This is a genomic window from Alteromonas sp. 4NH20-0104 (assembly GCF_057547795.1).
Map to the genome: position 1 here is coordinate 137,983 of NZ_BAAJLP010000004.1, position 24,717 is coordinate 162,699.

At 51.4% G+C, this 24,717-nt stretch carries 19 protein-coding genes; 9 read left to right on the forward strand and 10 right to left on the reverse strand.

What is annotated here, in order from left to right; translation table 11 throughout:
- Positions 1–20 precede the first annotated feature (20 nt).
- From yghU to AC27IB_RS04380, 3 genes are all read right to left on the reverse strand, one after another.
- Positions 21–881, reverse strand: a complete 861-nt coding sequence (yghU, locus tag AC27IB_RS04370; RefSeq protein WP_487119171.1) for a glutathione-dependent disulfide-bond oxidoreductase — start codon at positions 879–881, stop codon at positions 21–23.
- Between the two features lie 66 nt (positions 882–947).
- Complete coding sequence (locus tag AC27IB_RS04375) at positions 948–1,925, reverse strand: NAD(P)H-quinone oxidoreductase (protein WP_487119173.1); 978 nt, start codon at positions 1,923–1,925, stop codon at positions 948–950.
- An 8-nt stretch (positions 1,926–1,933) separates the two neighbouring features.
- Positions 1,934–2,365 carry a GNAT family N-acetyltransferase gene (locus AC27IB_RS04380; protein ID WP_487119175.1) on the reverse strand — a complete coding sequence of 144 codons (432 nt, stop codon included), beginning with the start codon at positions 2,363–2,365 and terminating at the stop codon, positions 1,934–1,936.
- 91 nt (positions 2,366–2,456) lie between these two features.
- Here AC27IB_RS04380 and AC27IB_RS04385 point away from each other — a divergent pair, with 91 nt between their 5' ends.
- Entirely contained in the window at positions 2,457–3,644 is a 1,188-nt protein-coding gene (locus AC27IB_RS04385) for a class I SAM-dependent rRNA methyltransferase (protein WP_487119282.1), read from the forward strand.
- 77 nt (positions 3,645–3,721) lie between these two features.
- On the opposite strand, the gene AC27IB_RS04390 is transcribed toward AC27IB_RS04385, so the two are convergent.
- From AC27IB_RS04390 to AC27IB_RS04405, 4 genes are all read right to left on the reverse strand, one after another.
- Positions 3,722–4,024, reverse strand: coding sequence for a PilZ domain-containing protein (locus tag AC27IB_RS04390; protein WP_296052786.1), 303 nt, complete (start codon positions 4,022–4,024; stop codon positions 3,722–3,724).
- A gap of 169 nt (positions 4,025–4,193) precedes the next feature.
- Complete coding sequence (gene hrpA, locus AC27IB_RS04395) at positions 4,194–8,090, reverse strand: ATP-dependent RNA helicase HrpA (RefSeq protein ID WP_487119177.1); 3,897 nt, start codon at positions 8,088–8,090, stop codon at positions 4,194–4,196.
- Between the two features lie 169 nt (positions 8,091–8,259).
- The gene (locus AC27IB_RS04400) at positions 8,260–8,679 is read right to left on the reverse strand and encodes a CBS domain-containing protein (RefSeq protein WP_487119179.1); all 420 of its coding nucleotides are present in this window, start codon (positions 8,677–8,679) and stop codon (positions 8,260–8,262) included.
- A 330-nt stretch (positions 8,680–9,009) separates the two neighbouring features.
- Entirely contained in the window at positions 9,010–10,032 is a 1,023-nt protein-coding gene (locus AC27IB_RS04405; protein ID WP_487119181.1) for an isoaspartyl peptidase/L-asparaginase family protein, read from the reverse strand.
- A gap of 189 nt (positions 10,033–10,221) precedes the next feature.
- Here AC27IB_RS04405 and sbcB point away from each other — a divergent pair, with 189 nt between their 5' ends.
- Both sbcB and AC27IB_RS04415 read left to right on the forward strand, forming a co-directional pair.
- Positions 10,222–11,661, forward strand: a complete 1,440-nt coding sequence (gene sbcB / locus AC27IB_RS04410; protein ID WP_296050662.1) for an exodeoxyribonuclease I — start codon at positions 10,222–10,224, stop codon at positions 11,659–11,661.
- Positions 11,662–11,768: 107 nt separating this feature from the next.
- Positions 11,769–13,427: a flagellar assembly protein A gene (locus AC27IB_RS04415; protein ID WP_296050659.1), complete on the forward strand. Its 1,659-nt coding sequence runs from the start codon at positions 11,769–11,771 to the stop codon at positions 13,425–13,427.
- Between the two features lie 79 nt (positions 13,428–13,506).
- Here AC27IB_RS04415 and AC27IB_RS04420 read toward each other — a convergent pair whose 3' ends face one another.
- Entirely contained in the window at positions 13,507–14,925 is a 1,419-nt protein-coding gene (locus AC27IB_RS04420; protein WP_487119184.1) for a transporter substrate-binding domain-containing diguanylate cyclase, read from the reverse strand.
- Positions 14,926–15,083: 158 nt separating this feature from the next.
- The gene (locus AC27IB_RS04425) at positions 15,084–16,259 is read right to left on the reverse strand and encodes a thiolase family protein (RefSeq protein ID WP_296050653.1); all 1,176 of its coding nucleotides are present in this window, start codon (positions 16,257–16,259) and stop codon (positions 15,084–15,086) included.
- A gap of 254 nt (positions 16,260–16,513) precedes the next feature.
- Here AC27IB_RS04425 and AC27IB_RS04430 point away from each other — a divergent pair, with 254 nt between their 5' ends.
- From AC27IB_RS04430 to AC27IB_RS04455, 6 genes are read left to right on the forward strand one after another with little or no spacing between them, the layout of a single operon-like run.
- Positions 16,514–16,918: a MerR family transcriptional regulator gene (locus AC27IB_RS04430; RefSeq protein ID WP_296050649.1), complete on the forward strand. Its 405-nt coding sequence runs from the start codon at positions 16,514–16,516 to the stop codon at positions 16,916–16,918.
- A gap of 3 nt (positions 16,919–16,921) precedes the next feature.
- Entirely contained in the window at positions 16,922–18,091 is a 1,170-nt protein-coding gene (locus AC27IB_RS04435) for an isovaleryl-CoA dehydrogenase (protein WP_487119186.1), read from the forward strand.
- Positions 18,092–18,134: 43 nt separating this feature from the next.
- A complete protein-coding gene (locus AC27IB_RS04440; RefSeq protein ID WP_487119188.1) occupies positions 18,135–19,742 on the forward strand; it encodes a carboxyl transferase domain-containing protein in 1,608 nt (535 codons plus the stop codon).
- A gap of 10 nt (positions 19,743–19,752) precedes the next feature.
- On the forward strand, positions 19,753–20,553 hold the full coding sequence (locus AC27IB_RS04445) for an enoyl-CoA hydratase/isomerase family protein (protein ID WP_296050642.1): 801 nt from the start codon (positions 19,753–19,755) through the stop codon (positions 20,551–20,553).
- Positions 20,554–20,556: 3 nt separating this feature from the next.
- On the forward strand, positions 20,557–22,533 hold the full coding sequence (locus AC27IB_RS04450) for an acetyl/propionyl/methylcrotonyl-CoA carboxylase subunit alpha (RefSeq protein WP_487119190.1): 1,977 nt from the start codon (positions 20,557–20,559) through the stop codon (positions 22,531–22,533).
- Positions 22,526–23,443, forward strand: coding sequence for a hydroxymethylglutaryl-CoA lyase (locus AC27IB_RS04455; RefSeq protein WP_487119192.1), 918 nt, complete (start codon positions 22,526–22,528; stop codon positions 23,441–23,443). The genes AC27IB_RS04450 and AC27IB_RS04455 overlap by 8 nt, the downstream gene beginning before the upstream one ends.
- 24 nt (positions 23,444–23,467) lie before the next feature.
- Here AC27IB_RS04455 and AC27IB_RS04460 read toward each other — a convergent pair whose 3' ends face one another.
- A complete protein-coding gene (locus tag AC27IB_RS04460; RefSeq protein WP_487119194.1) occupies positions 23,468–24,643 on the reverse strand; it encodes an MFS transporter in 1,176 nt (391 codons plus the stop codon).
- Positions 24,644–24,717 lie beyond the last annotated feature (74 nt).

A 24,717-nucleotide genomic window follows, 5' to 3' on the forward strand; every position in this document is an offset into this window, starting at 1 on the left:
GGCGCTTTACCTTAAACATCTCAGTCCGGCTTATTAGCCAGCACTTTATCAATATCGCCAGCCTCATGGCGCTCACGAAGCTGCTCCCACTCCTCACCAAAGGTACGGTTAACAATGCGGCCTCGCTGCACCGCTTCACGAGCCTCAACCTGCCCGGCCCAGCGCCTTACATGAGTATAAGTGTGAACCTGCAGAAACTCAGCGGCGTTATACAGATAACCCAGAGCCAAACAGCCATACCACGGCCAGATCGCGATATCGGCGATGGTGTATTCATCGCCCGCCATATAGGTATTCTGCGCCAGATGCTTATCCAGCACGTCCAACTGGCGTTTTGCTTCCATGGCAAAGCGATTAATCGGGTACTCCTGTTTTTCGTCGGCATAGGCGTAAAAATGGCCGAAGCCGCCGCCTAGAAACGGGGCCGACCCCTGTGCCCAGAACAGCCAGTTTAAGGTTTGGGTTCTGGCCAGGCCTTCAATTGGCAGGAACTTACCAAACTTCTCTGCCAGATAAACCAAAATCGACGCCGATTCAAATACGTTAATCTCTTTTTCGCCGGATTTATCTACCAACGCAGGAATTTTCGAATTCGGATTCACGGCTACAAAACCCGATGAGAATTGATCGGACTCACCAATATTAATCAGAAATGCATCATACTCTGCCGCAGTAACCCCGGCCGCCAATAACTCTTCCAGCATGATTGTTACTTTCTGCCCGTTTGGAGTACCCAGCGAATAAAGTTGTAGCGGATGCTCGCCTACCGGTAGCTCACGCTCAAAACGAGCGCCGGATTCCGGACTGTTAATGCTGGCCCACTTATTTGCGCCGGCCGTATCGTTTACCCATACCTTCGGTGGGACATACTGTTCACTCATCATATCTCCTGAGAATTGCGTTAATTTGGAAGCAGCAAAAATAGCAACAGGCCATCCAGCGGTGCATTACCAGCTAATGATCACCTTACCGCTGGTGTTATTGCTCAGCACCTGCTGATGCGCCTGCTCTGCTTCATTCACTGAATAGACCGTATCAACCGGTACTTTTAATTCACCGCGGCTAAACGCCGGCAAGCAATCCCGGCTAAATGCCTCTACCAGGCGCGCTTTATAGTCGTTGTCGCGGCTTCGTAAGGTGGTGCCTCGCACACTGGCCCGCTTGCCTAACAGCAATGCCATGTCCAGTTTGTCAGCAAAGCGCCCGGCCATCATGGCCAGGTACACCACTGCCCCGTCTGTCGCTAACACTTTAAGGTTGCGATTCAGATAAACACCAGCCACCATATCGAGCACCATATTAACGCCCTCAGGCCAGTGTGCTTTGAGTTTGGGCACAAAGTCATCCTGCTTGTAATTCACCAGCAATTCAGCGCCCGCCGCGGCACAGGTGGCCAGTTTTTGTGCCGATGACGCGGTAGTGGCAGTACTGATATCCCACAACTTACACAATTGCAGAGCGGCCAGTCCCACGCCACTGGCACCGGCGTGGATCAGTGCCTTCTGACCGTTTTCAATCCCTCCGACCCAACGCAGCGCCTGATACGCAGTTAAAAAGACCTCACTCAGGCCCGCCCCTTCTGCATCCGATATTGCTGCCGGCACGACCATCAGGTGCCGGGCTTCAATAACCACATATTCGGCGTAACCGCCACCAGCCACAATGGCACACACTCGCTGTCCGGGCTGCCAGTCTGACACCTCAGAGCCCACCGATTCAATCTTACCGCAGACCTCCAGCCCCAGAATCGGGCTTTCTCCCGGCGGGGGTGGATAATGCCCTGCGCGCTGTAGCAAATCGGCACGATTAACGGCAAAAGCAGACACTTTAACCCGTACCTGAGTGGCGGTAGGAATGGGTAAGTCACAGCTTTGCAGCGACAAACCCGATGCCATATCACCTTCGGTATGTTGAATAAATTGCATGAAAACACTCATTGTTGATAAATATCCGGCTGCCAGATTTGCATTAACGGACTGGCATCTTCCACCGGTGAAAAGCCGTATTTTGTGTATAAACCATGGGCGTCCTGGGTGGCCAGCATAAATCGTCTGAGCCCTTGTAAATCCGGATGGGTAACTACTGCATCGAGTATTTCACGGCTCACACCGCGCCCACGACATTCAGGCAACACAAACACATCAGACAGATAACCAAATGTGGCTTTGTCCGTGACAACGCGGGCAAACGCTACCGTGTTTTGCTGCGAATCGAGCGCCGCAAAACACAACGAATTTTCCAGTGCTTTATGTAATGTTGCCACGGGGATATTTTTCGCCCAGTAACTGTTACGAATAAACTCATGAATGGTTTGAAAATCCATTTCATGCAAATGATTGGTGATAATAACGGCAGAAGCAGACATAGCCAGTCCTGTGGCAAATAATCCGGGCCGTGCAGTGAACGGCAATAACCAGTATACTGCGCGCCGGATAAACAAAGAAGAATGTCAGAGTATGCCTGCTACCGTTATATTACAAGAAGGTCGCGAGAAATCGCTTAAACGTCATCACCCCTGGGTCTTTGATGGCGCTGTCGCTAGTGTAACAGGTCGCTGCCGCATGGGTGATACAGTAGATGTAGTAGCCGCTGACGGCTCATGGCTGGGACGTGGCGCATACTCTCCTGAGTCCCAGATTCGGGTACGCATCTGGACTTTTGACCAGCAGGAAGTCATTGATAACGCGTTTTTTCTGCGTCGTATTGAACAAGCCTGGCAACTGCGCCAGCGGTTGATGCAACAGGCCAACACCAATGCCTGCAGACTGATTGCGGCCGAATCGGACGGCTTGCCGGGTGTTACCGTTGATCTGTACAACAACCTGGCGGTACTGCAACTACTCAGTGCCGGTGCCGACAAACATCGAAGTAAAATTGTCTGGGCTCTGCAAAAACTGTTACCCGAGGTAGCCATTCTTGAACGCAGTGATGTGGATGTCAGAAATAAAGAAGGCCTTGAACCTTTGATCCAGCCGTTACACGGTGACATTCCCGATGAAGTGGAGATTGTCGAACACGGCGTAAAAATTGTGGTTAATCCGAATACGGGTCACAAAACCGGTTTTTATCTCGACCAGCGTGAAAACCGGCTGGCTGCCAGCCGTTATGCGAACCAGGCCAGCGTGCTTAACTGTTTCAGTTACACCGGCACCTTTGCCTGCTATGCGTTGAATGGCGGGGCATCACATGTCACCAATGTTGACGTTTCGCAACCGGCGCTGGACATGGCCAGCCGCCATATTGCACTCAATGGCTTTGCGCCAGAGCAATGTACGCAGGTAAAAGGCGATGTGTTTGAAGTACTGCGCAGTTACCATAATCAACAACAGCAGTTCGATATGGTGATCCTCGACCCGCCCAAGTTTGTCGATAGCAAAGCTTCGCTTAAACGGGCCTGTCGCGGCTATAAAGATATCAATATGTATGGAATTCACGCGGTCAAACCCGGTGGTATCTTGCTGACATTCAGCTGCTCGGGCTTAATGGAACAGTCGTTGTTCCAGAAAATTGTTGCAGACGCAGCACTGGATGCCGGCCGTCGGGTGCAAATTCTCGAGCATTTGTCCCAGGCGCCGGATCATCCGGTAGGCCTGAACTACCCGGAAGGCTATTACCTGAAAGGACTGGTTTGCGTCGTTCTGTAGGGAATTAAGCCATTCATAGAACGAACGAATCCTAGCGCTGCCCGCCAGAGGTAGCGCTTAGTCTGACTAAACGTTAACTATTTCATTTCAGAAATTTCAACACCCACAATACAACTGCTATCAGACTCAGGTAAGCAACGCACCACTTTTGCTACTGCCGATAACGATGGAATTTGTGAACTGGTTGAATCGATGCTAACGCTCACCTGCGTGCCGACTTCAATTGATGGTTCATCAACTTCCAACGACATACCGGTTGCGCTGATATCCTTACACACCGCCTGAAGCGTCCGGCTCGACTCATCATCGATTATTTGTAACTGACACGGAGAGTTAACCATCATCCTGAAAAAGTTGCGTTTATCATCGTATCCTAACATCTACTTACTTCTCCTCTCACCTCAACTGCAAATGGAAGGGCAAACTTGCCCTACTACTAACAAGTTTATAGGGTGACATCCGTGAGTTGTCAATGTAATTTCAGACCAGCCTGAGGGTTATGTTTAAAATAACGTTATTTGTTGGTTTATAAATCCTCAGACCAGCCACTTAAAAGGCTTCCAGAGCGCTTAATACCCGTTTAGCAGAGATCGGATAAGCGGTGCCAAGTTGCTGAGCAAACAGGGAAACTCTGAGTTCTTCAATCATCCAGCGGACCTCAGCCAGCGCTTCAGGCACTTTATCAGCATGATATTTATTGAGGACCCCGGCATAAGCCTGCTCTACTTTGTCCAGCGTGATCTGTTGTAACCGGTCACGATTAGGATCCACTGGCAGTTTCTCCAGACGGCGAGCCAGCGCTTTAATATAACGGTTCCAGTCTGCCAACCGGGCAAAACCGACCTCGGCCACAAATCCCGGGTAAACCAGCGTGCCAAGATGCTGTTTGATGTGGTTAAGGCCAGCCACCATATCCAGCGATACTTTGCCTTTCATCTTTTTCTGGCACTGATGAGCCAGGGTCAGGCCGGTTTCCACCTGTTGAGCGATAGCCAGCACCGACTCATTGATGTTCGCCCGTACATGGTCCAGGCAACGATCAAAGCTCGCTTTATCACGAATAATCAGGCTATGCTGCGCCTGGAACTCGTGGCTGAGCGCGTCTATCCCCGCCAGAATACAGTCGTCAATAAGGGCTTTAATCTGCCCAAACGGGTTAAAGTACAAGCCCAGCTTGGCTTTGTTTGGTAACTTTTGTTCCAGGTAATTCACCGGCGATGGCATTCCCAGCATCAATAAGCGATTAAGCCCCTGCTGATGCAAAGCATTCGCTTTTTCCTGTTCGGCCACCAACTCAATGTCCACCCGACCGTTATGATTAACCAGCGCGGGATAAGCCTGTACCTCAAAGCCGCCGTGTTTTTGCGTAAAACTGGCAGGCAGGCTGTCGAAATCCCAGGCCGTAATGTCCTTACGTTCCAGTTCAGGGGTAGCAGCCTGTTCAAAGGTTTCCTTTACCCTGCCCTGCAAACGGTCTTTCAGTGCTTCCAGATCGTCCCCACGCCCCAATACTTTGTGGTCAGCGTCTACTACCGCAAAATGCATGATTAAATGCTTATCCAGCTGATCCAGCTGCCAGTCCTCCGGCTCCACCCTGACACCGGTCATTCGTAACAGCTTGGTAGCCAGCGCATCCAGCAGTTTTATCGGCTTACCGGACTTGTCTTCCTGCATGCGCATATCCGCCAGTGCGGCCTGCGCGTAATTAGGTGCAGGCACAAAATTACGCCGCAGCCGTTTCGGTAGGCTTTTGATCAGTTGAATAACCCTTTCTTCACGCAGTCCCGGCACCTGCCAGTCAAAGCCGTCATCCACCACCTGATTCAGCAACGGCAACGGGATAGTCACTGTCACGCCATCATCTTCAGCATTGGGCTCAAAATGGTAACTCAATGGCAATTTGATATTGCCCTGCTGCCACACATCGGGAAAAGCATTGGCCGCCGACGTACCCGGTTGTTCGCGAAACACATCCTGCTCGGTAAGACGCAAAAACCCGGTTGAAGGCTGCTGCTTTAACCACTTTTTAAATGCCGCGTCATTATTTACCTCAACCGGCAGTTTCCCGGCATAAAAATCAACCAGTATTTGCTCATCCACCATCAGATCACGGCGGCGGGTTTTCTGCTCCCAGTCGTCGGCGAGTTCCAGCAATGCCTGATTATCGTCCAGGAAATCATAGCGCATGCGGGTTTCGCCATTGACCAGCGCTTCGCGAATAAACAGTTGGTGACAGGTAGCCGGATCAATCTGGCTGTACGTCACGTAACGCTGCGCCACTATTGGCAGCCCGAACAGGGTAACCCGCTCGCTGGCTGTCACCGCACCGCGTTTTTTCGACCAGTGGGGCTCGGCGTAATTGCGCTTCACCAAATGCTTGCCCAGCGCTTCCAGCCATTGCGGCTCAATTTTAGCCACCATGCGGCCAAACAGCTTGGAGGTTTCCACCAGCTCAGCTGCCACAATCCACTTAGGATTCGCTTTAGCCAGGCCAGAGCCGGGGAAAATCATAAACTTAGTATTGCGCGCACCAAGGTATTCGCGGTCTTTATCTTTCATTCCAACGTGAGATAACAAGCCGCTGCACAGTGCCTGGTGAATTGCCTGATAATCCGCCGCCTGACTGGTAATACGCAAGTCAATTTCGGCAACCGATTTACGTAACTGACTAACAATATCCTGCCACTCCCGCATGCGCAGGTAATTAATAAAGTGGCCGTGGCACCATTTACGTAACTGACTGTTAGACAGTGCTTTTTGTTGTTCGCGAAACGCCACCCATAAATTCCACAGGGCAATAAAATCAGAGTCTTTATCGGCAAATTCACTGTGCGCTTCATCTGCCTGGGCCCGTTTATCCTGAGGCCGCTCGCGGGGATCCTGGATAGACAACCCGGCGGCGATCACCATGACTTCCATCAGGGCATTAAACTCGCCCGCGGAGACCACCATACGCGCGTAACGCGGATCGACCGGCAAGCGGGATATTTGCCGGCCCAACTTAGTTAAGGCAATCCGGCCTTTGTGACGGCTGATAGCTTCAATTTCTTCCAACAGTCTGAAACCATCGTTAATTTGCCGGCTATCGGGCGGTTGAACAAAGTCGAACTGATTAATATCACCCAGACCGAGGCTGGCCATTTGCAGGATTACCGAGGCCAGGTTAGTTCGCAGGATCTCCGGATCGGTAAATGCTGGCCGCGACTCGTAATCCTGCTCTGCGTACAAGCGAATACAGATCCCTTCTGACACCCGACCACAGCGACCGGCCCGTTGGTTGGCCGACGCCTGCGAGATGGGCTCAATGGGTAAGCGCTGTACTTTACTGCGCGCGCTGTAACGGGAAATTCGCGCCGTTCCGGGGTCAATCACATACTTAATGCCGGGCACGGTTAACGACGTTTCGGCCACATTGGTCGACAGCACAATACGCCGGCCGTTGTGAGACTGGAAGATACGCTGCTGTTCAGACGCCGACAACCGGGCATAAAGCGGAATAATTTCGGTATGCCGGTACTGGCGGCGACTCAGCGCATCCTGGGTATCGCGAATTTCACGCTCACCACTTAAAAACACCAGAATATCGCCGGGGGGCTCGCGCATCAGCTCATCCACCGCGTGAATAATTCGCTCGACCTGATCGGCATCGTCTTCGGCTTCTTCCGGATCGTGATAGCGTATTTCAACCGGGAATGTCCTACCGCTCACTTCGATAATCGGCGCATCATTAAAATAACGCGAGAAACGCTCCGGATCGATGGTTGCCGAGGTAATAATGACTTTCAGTTCGGGGCGTTTTGCCAGCAGTTGTTTAAGATAACCAATTAGAAAATCAATATTGAGGCTGCGTTCGTGGGCTTCATCAATAATGATGGTGTCATATTGGTTAAGGAAACGGTCCTGCTGCATTTCTGCCAGCAGCATACCGTCGGTCATCAGTTTAACCAGGCTGTTCTCACTCACCTGATCTGAAAAACGAATTTTAAACCCGACTAAATCCCCCAGAGTGGTGTTGAGCTCATCGGCAATCCGGTTTGCCACACTCCGGGCAGCCAGTCGCCGAGGCTGTGTATGAGCAATGGTGCCGGCCACGCCACGGCCTAACTCAAGACAAATTTTGGGGATTTGGGTCGTTTTACCCGAACCGGTCTCACCGGCGATGATCACTACCTGATTATCGGCAATCGCCTGTTTAATATCGTCTTTTCTATCACTGACAGGCAGCGGCGGGTAGTCGATGTCCGGAATCGAAGCTTTACGCGTCGAACACCTGTCCACCGAGGTATTAATACGCTCGATGATTCTTTCCAGTTGCTGCTGATTATTTTCAACGGTTAAGTCGGCCTTGCCCAGTTTTTGTAACTGGCGGCGTATAGGAAACCGGTCCTTGATGAGGCATTGCGGCAATTGGCTCAGTAGCGCACTGATCGGCGAAGGCTTTGACATAAAAGCAGATAATATCCGGAAACTAAAAAACGCTGCGATCCTAGAAGAACCGCGACCATTTTTCCAGTCTCAATATCCCGAAAGCAAGCGAGCTGGTCTTTTATCAGCCCGCCATACCGGCTCAATCGCTGTCATCCGCTACCAGTTACTGCGATTTACTGCTAAAACATCAGGCGGTTTTGGGATATTCCGCATGTAAGTGTTTATCAATAGCAAACAGGATTTGACTGCGTGTAATACAGCCTACCAGCTTATTATCACTGTTAACTACCGGGTACACTTTGGGTTTTTCCACCAATAGCTTTTCTGCCACGGCCAGAATCGACATGTCATCGCGAACCGTCAGTACGGGCGTTTTCATAATTTCTCCCACCCGACACACTTGTTCCCGGTAATAAGTCGACTCTACCATCGCTTTAATACAATCCTGCTCTGATAAAAACCCACACAGCTCACCGGCTTTGTCTAACACCGGGCCGCCAGATTGATTGTTGTGTAAAAGTTTTTCCACTGCTTCAGCCACCGGCATAGACTCGGTTAGCTTAACCGGATGCTGACTCATGTATTTACTGACCAGTAACGACTCCATAATTCCTCCTTTGCCACGATTAAATCGAAAACGCTCTGCTGTGGCGTGATTGTTATTATCAAGAGGTTGATAGCGCATACTACAGCTATATAACAAGGTCCAAAAAGCCCGGTTATTAAGACAGCCTCTGGGGCATCTTGCCCTGTATTAAGACTAGTTCAGAATACCCCGGAATGTTAACTTTTTCTTAACACTACTTTGGTCGTATTAAAGGGGTATTTTAGGAGGATGGAAAGGTGATTTCAGCAGGCTGACTTCACCAAAAGTGTGACTTATATCACCTTTAAAGGCATTCAGGGCATTAACAGGTATTAATGCCCTGTATCAGTATTACTCAATCCATGCTTTATAGATGCCTACTTTCACTTGGCCATCAGTATCTATTTGCGCGCGGTACATCCCCGCAGAATTAAACACCGCGGCAATGTTACCATCGTGATCGATTGCGATAATACCGCCATCACCGCCCGCTTCTACCAACACCTCATTGATAACCGTATTGGCCGCGTCATCCAGACTAACCCCGGTGTATTTCATTCGTGAACAGATATCTGCCGCAACATGGTAACGAATAAAATACTCGCCATGGCCGGTGGCTGATACGGCACAACTGGCATTATCCGCCCAGGTACCGGCACCAATCACCGGCGAGTCACCTATTCGGCCGTAACGCTTGGCTGTCATTCCACCGGTTGACGTTCCCGCGACCAAATTCCCCTGCTTATCCAGGACCACAGCACCAACGGTGCCAAAACGCTCATTACCCTGTTGACCGCCGTACTCAATACCAGCCTTTAAAATACGTTCCCGGGCTTTTTCCAGCGCTTTAAAACGGCGCTCAGTATCAAAGATGTGATTGTCTACCGGCTCCATTCCCCTGGACAATGCAAAGTCCTCAGCGCCTTTACCACTGAGCAAAACATGAGGAGAATGGTTCATTACGGCCTGTGCTGCTTCAATCGGGCTGGCAATGGTTTTTACTCCGGCCACCGCACCGGCGTTGAGAGTGCCACCATGCATCATAGAAGCATCCAGCTCATGCTCACCATCAAAAGTGTACACCGCGCCGATGCCCGCATTAAACAGCGGCGACTGTTCAAGCACTTGTATTGTTTGAATCACAGCAGTTTCGCCATCAACACCGGATTGCAGTAACGCATAACCTTTTTTTACCGCTTCGGTTAGTTTTTCAACGTAAGCTTGTTCACGCTCCGGCGTCATATTCTTTTTCAGAATGGTGCCGGCCCCGCCGTGGATAACAATTGCCACATCGGCAGCCAGGGTTTGAAAAGACAACCCTAGCGCACATAAAGACGCAGCGAAAAAGGGTTTACATTTAAAGTGATTGAGCATAATCGGTTCCCCAAATTTATTATCGTTGTGTCATTTACTTTACTGTCTATCGCTGTGCTTCGCCAGCGTCATTCAACCTGCCACACCGGGACTTCCTCCCGATCACGGATTTTCTGGCTTCCCCCCCGGTTAACCATGTTAGGATGTGGGAATAAAAGCAAAAGCGTTACGGATTAAACGACCTTAAACATGAGTACTACCAGTTCTGCAACCTTTCTCTGGCACGATTATGAAACCTGGGGCATAAGCCCTCAAAAGGACCAGCCCAGTCAGTTCGCTGCTATACGCACTGATCAGGACCTGAATGAAGTAGGCAAACCCATCAATATTATGTGCCGGATAGCCAACGACTACCTGCCTAACCCGCAGGCAGCGCTGGTCACTAAGCTTACGCCACAGCATACTTTGCGGGATGGCATGACAGAGGCTGACTTTGCGGCCAAAGTGCATCAGGCCATGAGTGAGCCTAATACCTGTGTCGTGGGGTATAACAGTATTCGTTTTGATGACGAAGTCAGTCGCTATTTGTTTTACCGTAACTTTTACGACCCTTATGGGCGGGAATGGCAAAACGGTAACAGCCGCTGGGATATCATTGATCTGGTCAGAGCCTGTTACGCATTGCGTCCCGAAGGCATTGAATGGCCCCTGCGGGAAGATGGCAGCCCCAGTTTTAAGCTCGAATTACTTACCGCAGCAAACGGCATCGACCATGGCCAGGCCCACGACGCCCTGGCAGACGTGCGGGCAACCATTGCACTGGCGCGTCTGATTAAAGTAAAGCAGCCCAAGCTATTTGATTATGCATTTTCATTACGTCAGAAAGCTCAGGTACTTAAACAAATTAACCTGCAACAACTGACCCCACTGGTGCATGTCTCGTCAAAAATCCCGGCCAGTCAGGGATGTTGCACCTGGATCCTGCCAGTAGCGCAGCACCCTACCAATCCCAATGCCATTATCTGTGTGGATTTAAGCAAGGACCCGGAGGACATTTTAAGCGAAAATGCAGAGACCCTGCGGAGTTTGCTTTACGCGAAACAAGACAGTTTTGAAGAAGGCCAGCAACGACCGGGGATCAAACTGATCCACATAAACCGCTCGCCCTTTATCACCACTGCCAAGGCCCTCACTGAAGACAATGCAGAGCGGCTGGGTCTTAATCGCGAAGCGTGCCTGAACCACTACAAGCGCCTCACGGAAGCAACTGCCTGGCGGGATACGCTAATAGAGCTTTACAATACGCCCCACGAAGACTCAGAACCCGATGCCGACCATGCGCTTTACAGCGGTGGTTTTCTTACCAGTGAAGAGAAACACTGGTGTGATGACGTGCGCATTGCTGAACCGGAACAACTCAGCGTACTGGCTGAACGCATGCAAAACCCTAAGCTTAAAACCCTGCTGTTTCGCTATCGTGCCAGAAACTACCCGCAAACCCTCACTTATGATGAGAGTCAGCGCTGGCAACAACACCGCCAATTTAGATTGACAGCACCAGATTCTCCGGCCAGTATCACAATAGATGCGTACCTCATGGAGCTGGAGCAACTGGCCATGCAGCACGCTGAAAATCATGAGCATAAAGCGATATTGAAAGCGTTATATGAGTACGCACAAAATTTATAGTATTTGGGTAGGGTCTACGACTACAGAAATCCCCAAAATTGCAGATATAAAATAATAACAAATACGACTTGTTCACGCACTTGGTGCGATAACAGACAGGAATGGCAATGCAAGGTGTAAATTTTTCTTTCGATAGCAACCGGGAAAATGTAACGTTAACCCTCTCCCCCGGCGAGCTGGAACAGGAACTCTCAGCAGAAGAGGTCCACAAAGCCCTGTGCGAACAAGGCTTCGACGAAGTGTATTTGTCTCAAAACGCCATCAAAACTGCCTGTGATAAGGCGAATCACCTGTTTAAAACCCGCGACAGCTCTCAACAGGTCGTTGAGCAGGTTGGTGAACGCCGCCACACCGAAGTTGAATTCCGCATAAGCGAAGACAACATGAGCGCCTATGCCGTTCTTACTGCCCCGCACGGCGGACAACTGCCCCGCGCTGAACAAATTCAGGTGATGGCGAAAAATAGCGGTATTCGTCGCGGCGTCGGCATAAAACGCATACGCGCACTACTGGAGCGCGTGGCTGAGGCTGAGCCAGGCAGTCACGTAGAGGGGCAAATAGCCAAAGGCCTGCCGCCCCGCGATGGCCATTCGTCCAAGCAGATACCACTGGTACCCAATGCGCTGGAGCGAGTGCTTAAACCCCAGGCTAAAACAGATAAGAAAGTCGATTTACGTAACCTGGGCGAAATTGTTTGCGTCAAAGCAGGCGCTGAAGTATTGCGCCGTGAGGCACCGGGTAAAGGCCGCCACGGCTTCGATGTGCGCGGTAACGTCTTACCTTCCAAGGTTGGCGATTGGGTGCCGCTCAATCTGGGCAGTGGCACGGCGCTGAGCGATCACGATGAAAACCTGGTAGTGTCTACGATAGCCGGCATGCCTAAATACAGCGACCTTGTGATGCAGGTAGACGACACCTTTATTTGTCAGGGCGTTAACGTTGGCACCGGCCATATTACCTATGAAGGTTCGGTACTGGTTAATGGAGACGTTACTGAAAATATGATTGTAAAAGCCAAAGGTGATGTCACTGTAAATGGCTTCGCCGAGTCTGCCCACATTCAGGCTGACGGCGACGTAATCATTACCGAAGGCGCCATGGGTAAGCAGTCTGATGACCATAACGACTTCACCTGTACCATCCAGGCTGGCGGCAGTGTTTATCTGCAGCACGGTCAGGGACTGGATATCGTGTGTGGCGGTAACCTCAATGTGGGTCGTCAGCTGGCACATTGTCGGGTTATTACTGGTGGCCAGATTGTCATTGGACAGCCGGAAAATCCTCAGGGCAACCTGTTTGCCTGTGAAATCAGCAGTCATGGGCCGGTTATTGCCGGCACGGTAGGCGCTGTATCCGGTAGCACTTTGCGCATTGACTTCAGCATGGGCTTTAATCAGCTGCAGGCACGCAAGGATAGCTTCGAGGATCTGCTGCGCCAGATTCGGGGCAATACTGAACGCCACAAACAAAAAATTGATAATATCAATAACCGCGTTGTGCCCAAGTCATTACTGAGCAAGATTGACGAAGCCAAAGAAATGCTTAAAAACGAGGCGAATTTACTCACCTGGATGGAAAGCAAAGCGGTGGAAATGTCTCAGGCCAAGCAGCAATATCAGGAAGCCGCTAAGCTGATAGCTAATAAGAAGCTTTATTCCGGGGTATCGGTAAAACTTAACAACCGCAACTGGCGCTCTGAACGGGAATATGACCGCGCGCAAGTCAGCTATGAGATGCACCAGTGGAAATACGAACCACTGATGTAATAGCAATCCGCTTGGCGAGTCAGAATACAAACAGGGCAGCCACATGGCTGCCCTGTTTCGTTATTTCACGTCCACCCTCTTAGGTTTCTGCAATCATCACTTTCCCGCTGTGATGGCGGCGTGCCAGATACAACGCCTGACTCGCTCGCTCATACCAGTCAGCAAACGTCTCGCCTTCCTGCAACGCCGCCAGTCCAATCGAAAAAGGTAACAGACGAATATCATCCCTGGGATGGGTTTCAATGGCATCCTTTAAACGCTCAGCCAGAATTTTCGATGCCGCAATAGGCGTTTGTGGACAAAGAATGATGATCTGCTCGGCACTCCAGCGCCCGGCAATATCCACTTCACGCATGCTACGCAGACACACTCTGGCCAGTTCGCGCATGCCCTCTTCCGAAAACGGTTTATCGCCCGGATTAGGGCGTACATTCTGGGTAGAAAAATCAAACAGTATAAGTGTCGCAGCAGTATGAAAACGGTTAAACCGCGACACCTCATCCTCGGCCCGGTGCAGCATAAAGTTGCGATTATAAAGATTGGTGGCGGAATCATGAGACGACAAAAACTCCAGCATGCGGTTTTTCTCCAGCAACACTGACTGCAGATTTTCCATTTCTTCCTGTTTAAGACGCAACTCCCGGCCATATTTTCGAATGATATTGCGCCGCCAGAATAAGGTCGCCAGTATCACTGCCACACAGGCAATACCTAGTACCGCAAGACGGAAATCCTGATGGTACTGACGTTTTACATTGCTCCAGCGCTTATAAATATCCACCCGGGCTGCTTCCGGAAGACGTCTGATAGCATCATTAATGGTTTCAATCAGCTCAGGAAAGGCCTTATTAACGCCCATGCGTAAAGAATTGTAAGGCTCGGCATATCCCACAATGGCCATTTCCTGCATGTTCATTTTATTCAGTTCTGAATTCACACTCAGCAATGCCCCGGCGAATACATCAATGTCGCCATGGCTTAGTAAACGTAATCCCTCAGCCTCACTTTCAACCAGCTGTATACTCAGCTGCGGATAATAACGGGCCAGATATTCTGCCAGAAAAGAGTCTTTCGCCACGCCAACCAGTTGGCTGTTAAGCCCTTCAAGCCCCTGATACATCACTTTTGCATCACGGGCAATAAGGACATTCGGCGACTGAAAATACGGCACCGTAAAATCCAGATAGACATTACGGTGCGCCGAGCTGTTGAGCATAGACATCAACATACAGCGGCCGGTTTGAACGTATTCAAGAGACTGTCGGAAGGAGTCGGTTTTCACCAGTTTAAAATCAAGATTCGCCAATTCACCTATCAGTTTAAGGTAGTCGGCAGAAATCCCCACATGCTTATCGTTGCGGAGCATTTCGTAGGGTACCCAGGTTGGGTCGATACAATAGGTAACCGATTTCGGTTTGGCGTTTGCTTCACCCGCCAAAATAGCGGTGCAGATAACAAAGCAAAGCGTAAATACTGTTCGTAATCTGAACATCACCATGTCATTTATTCTTGTTTTTACCAAGTATGCGTTGCAACGTTCTTTAAATCAACTGATTGACACAATGACGAATAAAATCAATGTAATGTTGAGGTGTTTGAGGCTGGCAAATAAATCCAGGGCCCGCTCACCGGACCCTGGACAGTCGTGAACCTGTTTTACAGCATTTCTACTGCCAGTGCCACACCTTCACCACCACCGATACACAGTGAGGCAATCCCTTTACTCAAGCCTTTTTGCTTCAGGCCGTGTAGCAGGGTAACCAGGATCCGCGCACCAGAAGCACCAATCGGGTGACCCAGCGCACACGCACCGCCTTTAATGTTAACCTTGCTTTCATCCAGGCCCAGCTTTTTAATGGCCAGCATGGTCACCATGGCAAAGGCTTCGTTGATCTCAAACAGATCCACATCGTCTTTACCCCATCCCGCTTTTTCCAGTACTTTTTCCATCGCGCCTACCGGAGCAACAGTAAAGTCTTCCGGTGCAATAGAGTTAGTGGCATGAGCTACTACTTTGGCCAGCGGCGTTAAGCCCAGTTCAGCAGCTTTCGACTCACTCATTACCAACAGCGCTGCAGCACCATCAGAGATAGAGCTTGAATTAGCGGCAGTCACCGTACCATCCCGTTTGAACGCTGGGCGCAGCGAAGGAATTTTATCCGGACGAGCAGAACCCGGGCCTTCGTCGGTGTCTACCACTACATCGCCTTTACGGGTAGCAATGGTTACCGGCACAATTTCATCGCCAAAAGTGCCAGTGTTGATCGCTTCGTTGGCTTTCGACAATGAAGCAATGGCAAATTCATCCATCATTTCACGAGTCAGGCCTTCGGCATCGGCCGTTGCCTGGGCAAAACAACCCATGGCCTGACCGTCGTAGGCATTTTCCAGACCGTCCATCATCATGTGGTCAAGCACTTTGCCGTGCCCCATACGGTACCCACCGCGGGCCTTTGGCAACAGATAAGGCGCACCACTCATGCTTTCCATCCCACCGGCAACGATCACTTCGGCGCTGCCCGACTGAATCATATCCGAGGCCAGCATCACCGCCTTTAAGCCTGAGCCACAGACTTTATTGATGGTTACTACGCCTGCCGATAACGGTAATTCTGCTTTCAGTGACGCCTGTCTGGCGGGTGACTGTCCTAAACCTGCAGGCAATACACAGCCCATAATGACTTCGTCTACCGCAGCAACATCAATATCACCGCATGCTGCTTTAATCGCTTCTGCGCCTAAATCAGTGGCTGGCAGCGTCGACAGCGACCCCATAAAACCGCCCATGGGAGTACGTTTCGCAGCTACAATAACGACAGATTCTTTACTCATAGTTTCCTTGCCTCAATTGAGATTTAAACAAATACAGATAACCACCTGCTCGAGCCTACTACTGCACATAGCCTACACCTGTATAAAAAAATAAACACACGACTTTGGTTTTATGTCAGTCATGGCGTTTATAAATTTGACGTTAAATAAATGTTACATTAAATTCACTTTTAACCTAACCCTAACGTTAACGTAAATCAATTTACCAGTACAGTTATCACACCCGAAGGTAGGTGACCAAAAGGATACCGGCAATGACCAATCAAAATAATGAATTAACCTACTCTATTGGTGAACTCGCTAAAGAATTTGATATTACACCCCGTTCTATTCGTTTTTATGAAGAACAGGACTTATTAAGTCCCGAGCGTACAGGGCAAACACGTATCTACTGTAACAAAGACCGGGTCAGGTTAAAGCTAATACTGCGTGGTAAGAGGTTGGGCTTCTCGTTAGCTGAAATCAAGAACCTGTTTGAACTCTACGATAGCAACGCCAACTCCATGCTGCAACTGGAAGCTATGTTACAGATGACAGAACAAAAACGTGCCATTCTGCGCCAACAGCTCGACGATATTCAAATGCTCATGAACGAGCTCGATGAAGTTGAAAAGCGTTGCCGCGACGAACTGGCCGACTTACAAAAAAGAGGTAGTTAAGCCATGACGACACATTACCCCACTCTTAATTTTGATTTGGGTGAAGACATCGACATGCTCCGCGAGCATGTTCACCAGTTTGCTCAGAACGAAATTGCGCCGTTAGCCAGTCAGGCTGACGAAGACAACGCTTTTCCCAATCAGCTGTGGCCAAAGCTCGGCGATATGGGGTTGCTTGGCGTCACGGTCAGCGAACAATTCGGCGGCTCTGAAATGGGTTACTTGGCACATACAGTGGCCATGGAAGAAATCAGCCGGGCCTCCGCCGGTATCGCTCTGAGCTACGGCGCTCATTCTAACCTGTGTGTGAATCAGATCTTTAAGAACGGCAACGACTCCCAGCGCGAGAAGTACCTGACGAAGCTGGTGAGCGGTGAGCACATTGGCGCGCTGGCCATGAGTGAACCGAACGCCGGTTCCGATGTGGTCAGCATGAAACTCAATGCCCGTAAAAGCGGCGATAAGTACATCCTCAATGGCAACAAGATGTGGATCACCAATGGCCCGGATGCGCATACCTTTGTTATCTATGCCAAAACCGACGTCACTGCCGGCCCGAAAGGCATTACCGCCTTTATTGTCGAACGTGACTTCCCTGGTTTCAGCCGCGCCCAAAAGCTGGACAAACTGGGGATGCGCTCGTCCAACACCTGCGAGCTGGTATTTGAAGACTGTGAAGTGCCTGCTGAAAACATCCTCGGCGAAGAAGGCGGCGGTGTCCGTGTACTGATGAGCGGCCTGGACTACGAACGCCTGGTGCTGTCCGGCGGCCCGCTGGGCATTATGCAGGCCTGTATGGATGCGGTAGTACCGTACATTCACGACCGTAAACAGTTTGGCCAGTCAATTGGCGAGTTCCAGCTGGTGCAGGGCAAAGTGGCCGACATGTATACCCAGATGAATGCCGCACGCGCCTATGTATATGCGGTTGCCAAAGCCTGTGACCGCGGCGAAACCGCCCGCAAAGATGCCGCCGGCGCGATTCTCTACTCAGCCGAACTGGCTACCAAAATGGCCCTCGATGCCATTCAGTTACTCGGCGGCAATGGTTATATCAACGAATTCCCCACCGGCCGCTTGCTGCGTGACGCCAAGCTGTATGAAATTGGGGCGGGTACGTCAGAGATACGACGGATGTTGATTGGACGTGAGCTGTTTAAAGAATCAGCCTGAGCCAATCACCACTTACTAACGACAGGACACCAGAGGAGGCACTATGCCTGTACTCACCAGTCAGGTTAATCCACAAAGCGATGCCTATAAACAAAATCAACAGGGCATGCAAAAAGTGGTGGATGATCTGCATAAAACCATTGCTAACCTTTTAAAAGGTGGTGGCGAAAAATACGTGGCCCGGCATAAAGCCAAGGGCAAATTACTGGCTCGCGAACGAATCGATGCGCTGCTGGACACCGACTCGCCGTTCCTCGAAATTGGCCAGTTAGCAGCTCATAATGTGTATGGCGAAGACGTTCCCTGTGCCGGCGTGGTGGCCGGGATTGGCCTTATTCATGGCACTGAATGTATGGTGGTGGCCAATGATGCCACCGTCAAAGGTGGCAGCTATTACCCGTTAACCGTAAAAAAACACCTGCGCGCCCAGGCCATTGCCGAGCAGAATCACCTGCCCTGTATTTACCTGGTCGATAGTGGCGGCGCTAACCTGCCCCGTCAGGATGAGGTGTTTCCGGATCGTGACCATTTCGGCCGGATCTTCTTTAATCAGGCCCGCATGTCGGCAAAGAACATTCCACAAATAGCGGTGGTTATGGGCTCATGCACCGCAGGCGGTGCTTATGTGCCGGCCATGGCCGATGAAAGCATTATTGTTAAAGAACAAGGCACTATCTTTTTGGCTGGTCCACCGTTAGTTAAGGCGGCCACCGGTGAGGAAGTCAGTGCCGAAGAGCTCGGCGGAGGCGATGTGCATACCCGGGTATCCGGGGTTGCCGACCACCTGGCTAATAACGATCTGCACGCACTGGATATTGCCCGCAACGCGGTTGCCAGACTAAATCGCCAGAAGCCGGTGACTACCGCTAATCAAACGGTTAAGCCACCACGCTATCCCATTGCCGAGCTGTACGGCATCGTGCCACAGGATCTGCGCCAGCCCTTCGATGTCAGAGAAGTGATTGCGCGGATTGTCGATGACTCTGACTTTGATGAATTTAAAGCCCGCTACGGCACCACCCTAGTGTGCGGTTTCGCGCATCTTTACGGCATACCGGTGGGTATTGTGGCCAACAATGGCATTCTGTTTGGCGAATCAGCCCAGAAAGGCGCACATTTTGTGGAGCTTTGCAGCCAACGTAAAATTCCGCTGATATTCCTGCAGAACATTACCGGCTTTATGGTGGGTAAACAGTATGAAGCATCGGGTATCGCCAAACACGGCGCCAAAATGGTGACGGCTGTAGCCTGTGCCAATGTGCCCAAATTAACCGTACTCATCGGTGGCAGTTTTGGTGCCGGTAACTACGGCATGTGCGGCCGCGCTTACGATCCCAGATTTATGTTTATGTGGCCCAATGCGCGCATTTCAGTAATGGGTGGTGAGCAAGCCGCAGGCGTCCTGGCTCAGGTGAAAAAAGATCAGGCCGAGCGTTCAGGTACCGCCTGGACCGAAGCCGATGAGAAAGCGGTAAAACAACCGGTGATCGACAGCTACGAACAGCAGGGCCACCCCTACTACGCATCCGCCCGTTTATGGGATGACGGCGTTATCGATCCGGCAGATACCCGTTCGGTACTTGGTCTGGCATTAAGTGCCTGTCTCAATAAACCCATTGAAGATACGCAGTTTGGCGTATTCAGAATGTAGGGAAAAGATGATGACCGAATACGTATTATATGACGTCGATAATCTGGGGGTTGCCCGGATTACGCTGAACCGCGCCGACAAACACAATGCCTTCAATGAAGACATGATTGCTGACTTAACCGCCAGCTTTAAACGAACCGCTACCGACCCGGCTGTGAAAGCTGTGGTGCTGGCCAGTAACGGCAAAAACTTCAGTGCCGGTGCCGACTTAAACTGGATGCAGAAAATGGCTGGCTATACCGAAGCGCAAAACCGCGCCGATGCCATGCAGCTCGCCACCATGTTGCACACCCTTTATACCCTACCCAAACCTACCATAGCCCGGGTACAGGGTGCCGCTTTTGCCGGTGCCGTTGGGCTTATCGCCTGTTGTGACATAGCCGTGGCCTGCAAACTGAGTAAGTTTTGCTTAAGCGAAACCAAAATCGGGCTGGTTCCCGCCACCATCAGTCCCTACGTAATAGAAGCCATGGGTAAACGGATTGCCAAACGTTACTTTATGACCGCGGAGGTCTTTACCGCACGGCGTGCCCGCCGGTTAGGATTAATTAGCGAAGCGGTGAGCGAAGATCAACTCGATTTCACCATCGAGCAACTCATCGATACGCTGTTAAAAAACAGTCCGAAAGCCGTCAGTGAAGCTAAAGCGCTTATCAATACCGTGGCAAATCAGCCCTTAGATGAGCCGCTGCGTGAACTCACCAGCGACTGGATTGCCCGGATCCGCGTCTCTGAACAAGGTCAGGAAGGGCTCAATGCCTTTTTGCAAAAACGTCCACCCAACTGGTTACCTGCAGGGCCAAAGGAGTAAATCATGTCAGTCACCAAAAACATCAAAAAAGTACTGATAGCCAACCGCGGCGAGATTGCCTGCCGGATTATCGCTACCGCACGTCAGCAGCATATCCGTTCGGTGGCCGTGTATTCCGAAGCTGACCAGCATGCCATGCATGTGAATCAGGCCGATGAAGCAGTAGCTATAGGCCCAGCCCCGGCCAGCCAGAGTTATCTGGTGCAGGATAAAATCATTGCCGCCGCCAGACAGTGCGGCGCGGATGCCATCCACCCGGGCTACGGTTTCCTGTCTGAAAATGCCACCTTTGCCAAACGCTGTGAGCAGGAAGGGATTATTTTCATTGGTCCGCCGGCCAGTGCCATTGAAGCCATGGGCTCTAAATCCCGGGCCAAGCAAATCATGGAAGACGCCGGCGTTCCGCTGGTGCCCGGCTACCATGGCGATGAACAAAGCGCTGAGTATTTACTCAGTGAAGCCCGCCGCATCGGTTTTCCGGTGATGCTTAAAGCCGCTGCCGGCGGCGGTGGTAAGGGCATGCGTCAGGTGATGAGCGAAGCTGAATTTCACTCTGCGCTGGCGGCCGCCAAACGGGAAGCTAAAGCCAGCTTTGACGACGACCTGATGCTGGTTGAAAAGTTTTTAACCGAGCCACGCCACGTGGAGATTCAGGTGTTTTGCGATCAGCACGGCAATGGCGTTTATTTATTCGACCGCGACTGCTCGGTACAGCGCCGTCATCAAAAAATTATTGAGGAAGCCCCGGCACCCGGCATTAGCGATAGCGTGCGTCAACAAATGGGCGAAAGTGCCCTCGCTGCGGCCAAAGCCATTAACTATGTGGGCGCCGGCACGGTTGAGTTTCTGCTCGATGGCGATGATTTCTACTTTATGGAAATGAATACCCGCTTGCAGGTTGAACACCCTGTGACAGAAATGGTCAGCGGCGAGGATCTGGTTGCCTGGCAACTAGCCGTGGCCGCAGGTCAACCGCTGCCGAAAAACCAGCAACAACTGCGTTGCCATGGCCATGCATTCGAGGTCAGGCTTTATGCCGAAGATCCGGATAACGAGTTTCTACCGTCCACCGGTCGGCTCACCCGTTTACGTTTTCCGGCAGCCGCAGACGGCGTTCGGGTAGATACAGGCTTTAATGAAGGTGATACCGTCAGCGTGCATTACGACCCCATGCTGGCAAAGCTTATCACCTACAGCGATAATCGCGACAAGGCGCTGGCAAAAATGCTCAACTGCCTGGAACAAACCCGGGTCACCGGCGTAACCACCAATTTACCCTATGTACACCGGGTACTGGAAAATGCAGAGTTTGTCGCAGCCAGGTTAACCGTGCATTTTATCGCCGAGCACAGCGAGGATCTGGCACCACGGGCGTTTAACATCGACTATCTGCCTGCCATGGCATTTTGTCTGTTTCAGACCATACAGTCTGATAGTGCGCCACTGGGTGATCAGGCACTTAACGGTTTCCGCTTAAATCATCAGCGCCAGTACTATCTGGCACTGCAGTGTCAGCATAAAGCCTATCTGCTCTCGGTAACCGCAAAGGAAGGTCAGCTCAGCGTAACCTGCGAGGAAAACCACTGGCAGGTGAGCGGTGACTGGCAGGATGAAAACCTAAACCTCACCGTTGATAATTATCAGCGCCGCTATACCGTTTGCCCGGACAGCGAAGGCGGTTGGGTGCTGTTTGATGGTGCCAGCGCCCTGCCCTTTACGTTGCAACGCCCGGATTTCGGCCAGCACGAAGATGCCCACGAAAACGAATGTGTTGCCCCTATGAACGGTACTGTGGTCAAGCTTCTGGTTGAGCCTGGCAGTAAAGTCACTAAAGGGACTTCACTGCTGATCCTGGAAGCCATGAAGATGGAGCACAATGTAAAAGCGCCAGCCGACGGTGAAGTGGTGGAATTTTTCTATCAGACCGGCGATATGGTTGACGGTGGTGCTGCCCTGCTGGAGTTTGTCGCCGATGAGTAACTATCCAAAACAGGTCAGTATTGTTGAGGTGGGGGCCCGTGATGGCCTGCAAAATGAAGCGTCAGTAATCGATCTGCCAGTTAAGCTGGACTTTATTAATGGTCTGCTGCGGGCCGGGCTCAGGCGCATAGAAGCCGGCAGTTTTGTGTCACCCAAATGGGTCCCACAAATGGCCGACAGTGCTGACGTTTTCAAAGGCTTAACCAATGGTTCTGGCGTCACTTTCAGTGCGCTGACCCCTAACGAAAAAGGCATGCTGGCGGCTATCGATGCGGGTGTGGATGAAGTGGCGGTATTTGCCGCCGCCTCTGAAAGCTTTTCCCAGCGCAACATTAACTGCTCTATTGAGCAAAGCCTGGAACGTTTTGAACCGGTGTTTACCCTGGCCCGTCAGCACAATCTGCCGGTTCGGGGCTATGTTTCCTGTGTGATGGGCTGTCCCTATGAGGGAGACATCAACCCAGATGCCGTGTTAGCCGTGAGTCAGGCGTTGCTCGACAAAGGCTGTTATGAAATTTCGCTGGGCGATACCATTGGTACCGGCACGCCGGGTCAGACGGAGCGTTTGCTAAGCACCTTATTAACAACGATACCGGCAACAAATCTGGCGGTCCATTTTCATGATACCTACGGTCAGGCACTGGCCAATATTCTGGTGGCTTTACAGCACGGCATCAGCGTTATTGATGCTGCCGCCGGGGGCCTGGGCGGGTGTCCTTATGCTGCGGGTGCCAGCGGCAACGTGGCCACCGAAGATGTGGTGTATATGCTTAACGGCATGGGCATTCACAGCGGCGTTGATATCGATGCCCTGGTGGCAACCTCCACCCAGATTTTTAACCACCTGAACCGAGAGCCCGCCTCGCGGACGATGCGCGCATTGCTGGCCAGACATCATAATGTGTTTTGAGCTGGCCACCGGCCTGACACGGTGTCAGGCCAACTCGCTCTTTTCTTTCGGAAGTATAAAACTCAGACCAATACCGACCAGTAACATCACCGCCATGGTCGCCACGATATTGATATCAAAAGCCGCTTTCAAGGCCGCATAAAGTGAGCCAAACCCAAGTAAAATAAGCCCTATTGCAGTGTTACTAAAAGCGACCAGTTCAGTGCGCTGCTGACCGTCCTTAACATCCAGACTGTAGGTTTTTCGGCCCGTTCGCACGCCGGTATGGGCAACCGCCAGCACAAAGAACAACCCACCGGAAATCCATAAAGAATGTCCCGGCAAGAATAGCAGGCCGCCACAGGCCAACAGGGCCAGCGCGCCAGCCAGTTGTAACGTCAGTCTGGCACTGTGATCCGCTACGCTCCCCCAGATAAATGAAGACAGCATCGTTGCGCTGGCCTGTGCCCCGAGGTAAAACGGTAACAGACTGGCCGCGTTCTGCTCGGTTTCGAGCATAAAATATGGCGCTACCAGTGCGCTGTGAACAAACAATCCCCGGACCGCAATAAACTTATACACCACGGCATCGAAATCCCACCAACTGTGACCGCCCTGCTGTTCTTCCTCATCTACCTCAACGCAGGTTTTAACCGGCAATAGCAAAAACAGACCGAGCAGCATGGCTGATACCGCCCCCAGCAGCAGGCCGAATATCAGGGTTTCTCCCAGTTGGTCAGCAAAATAGACCAGCGGCACGGCGATAATCAGCGTGAGCACGCCAGATGTGGTTGAGGCTACCCCCAGCAATTTACCGCGCTCGCCTTTATCAGCCACATCCGCCTGAATGTCTTTCATGGTCAGCGAACAGGCTGACCGGCCTAAACTCAACAAACACAAGCCGCCCAGCACAAACCAGCCGGCGAGCATTCCTTCGTACCACCCTGCACCCAGTATTATGGTTACCAGGGATAGCGACTGCACAACCATCCCCGCACGCCAGATATGATGGCGCGCCGGATAGTGACGCAATACCACACCAATAGCAGCCTGGGGCAGTAAAGCGCCCGACTCGCGAATGGGCACCAGCCAGCTTATCATCCAGGCCGGCGCGCCAAGCGCCAGCATTAAGGCCGGTAAAGTCGTTTTTGCGGAAATAAGCAGATCCGCCAGCTTGGTACTGGCCAGACTGGCAATTAAGCGACGTTTTGCAGAATTCACAGCGCATTAACCGGTCTGAAAGCTCACCCTTTCGACCGCCTTAGTAATTGATTTGGCTGTAGTATACGCCGAAA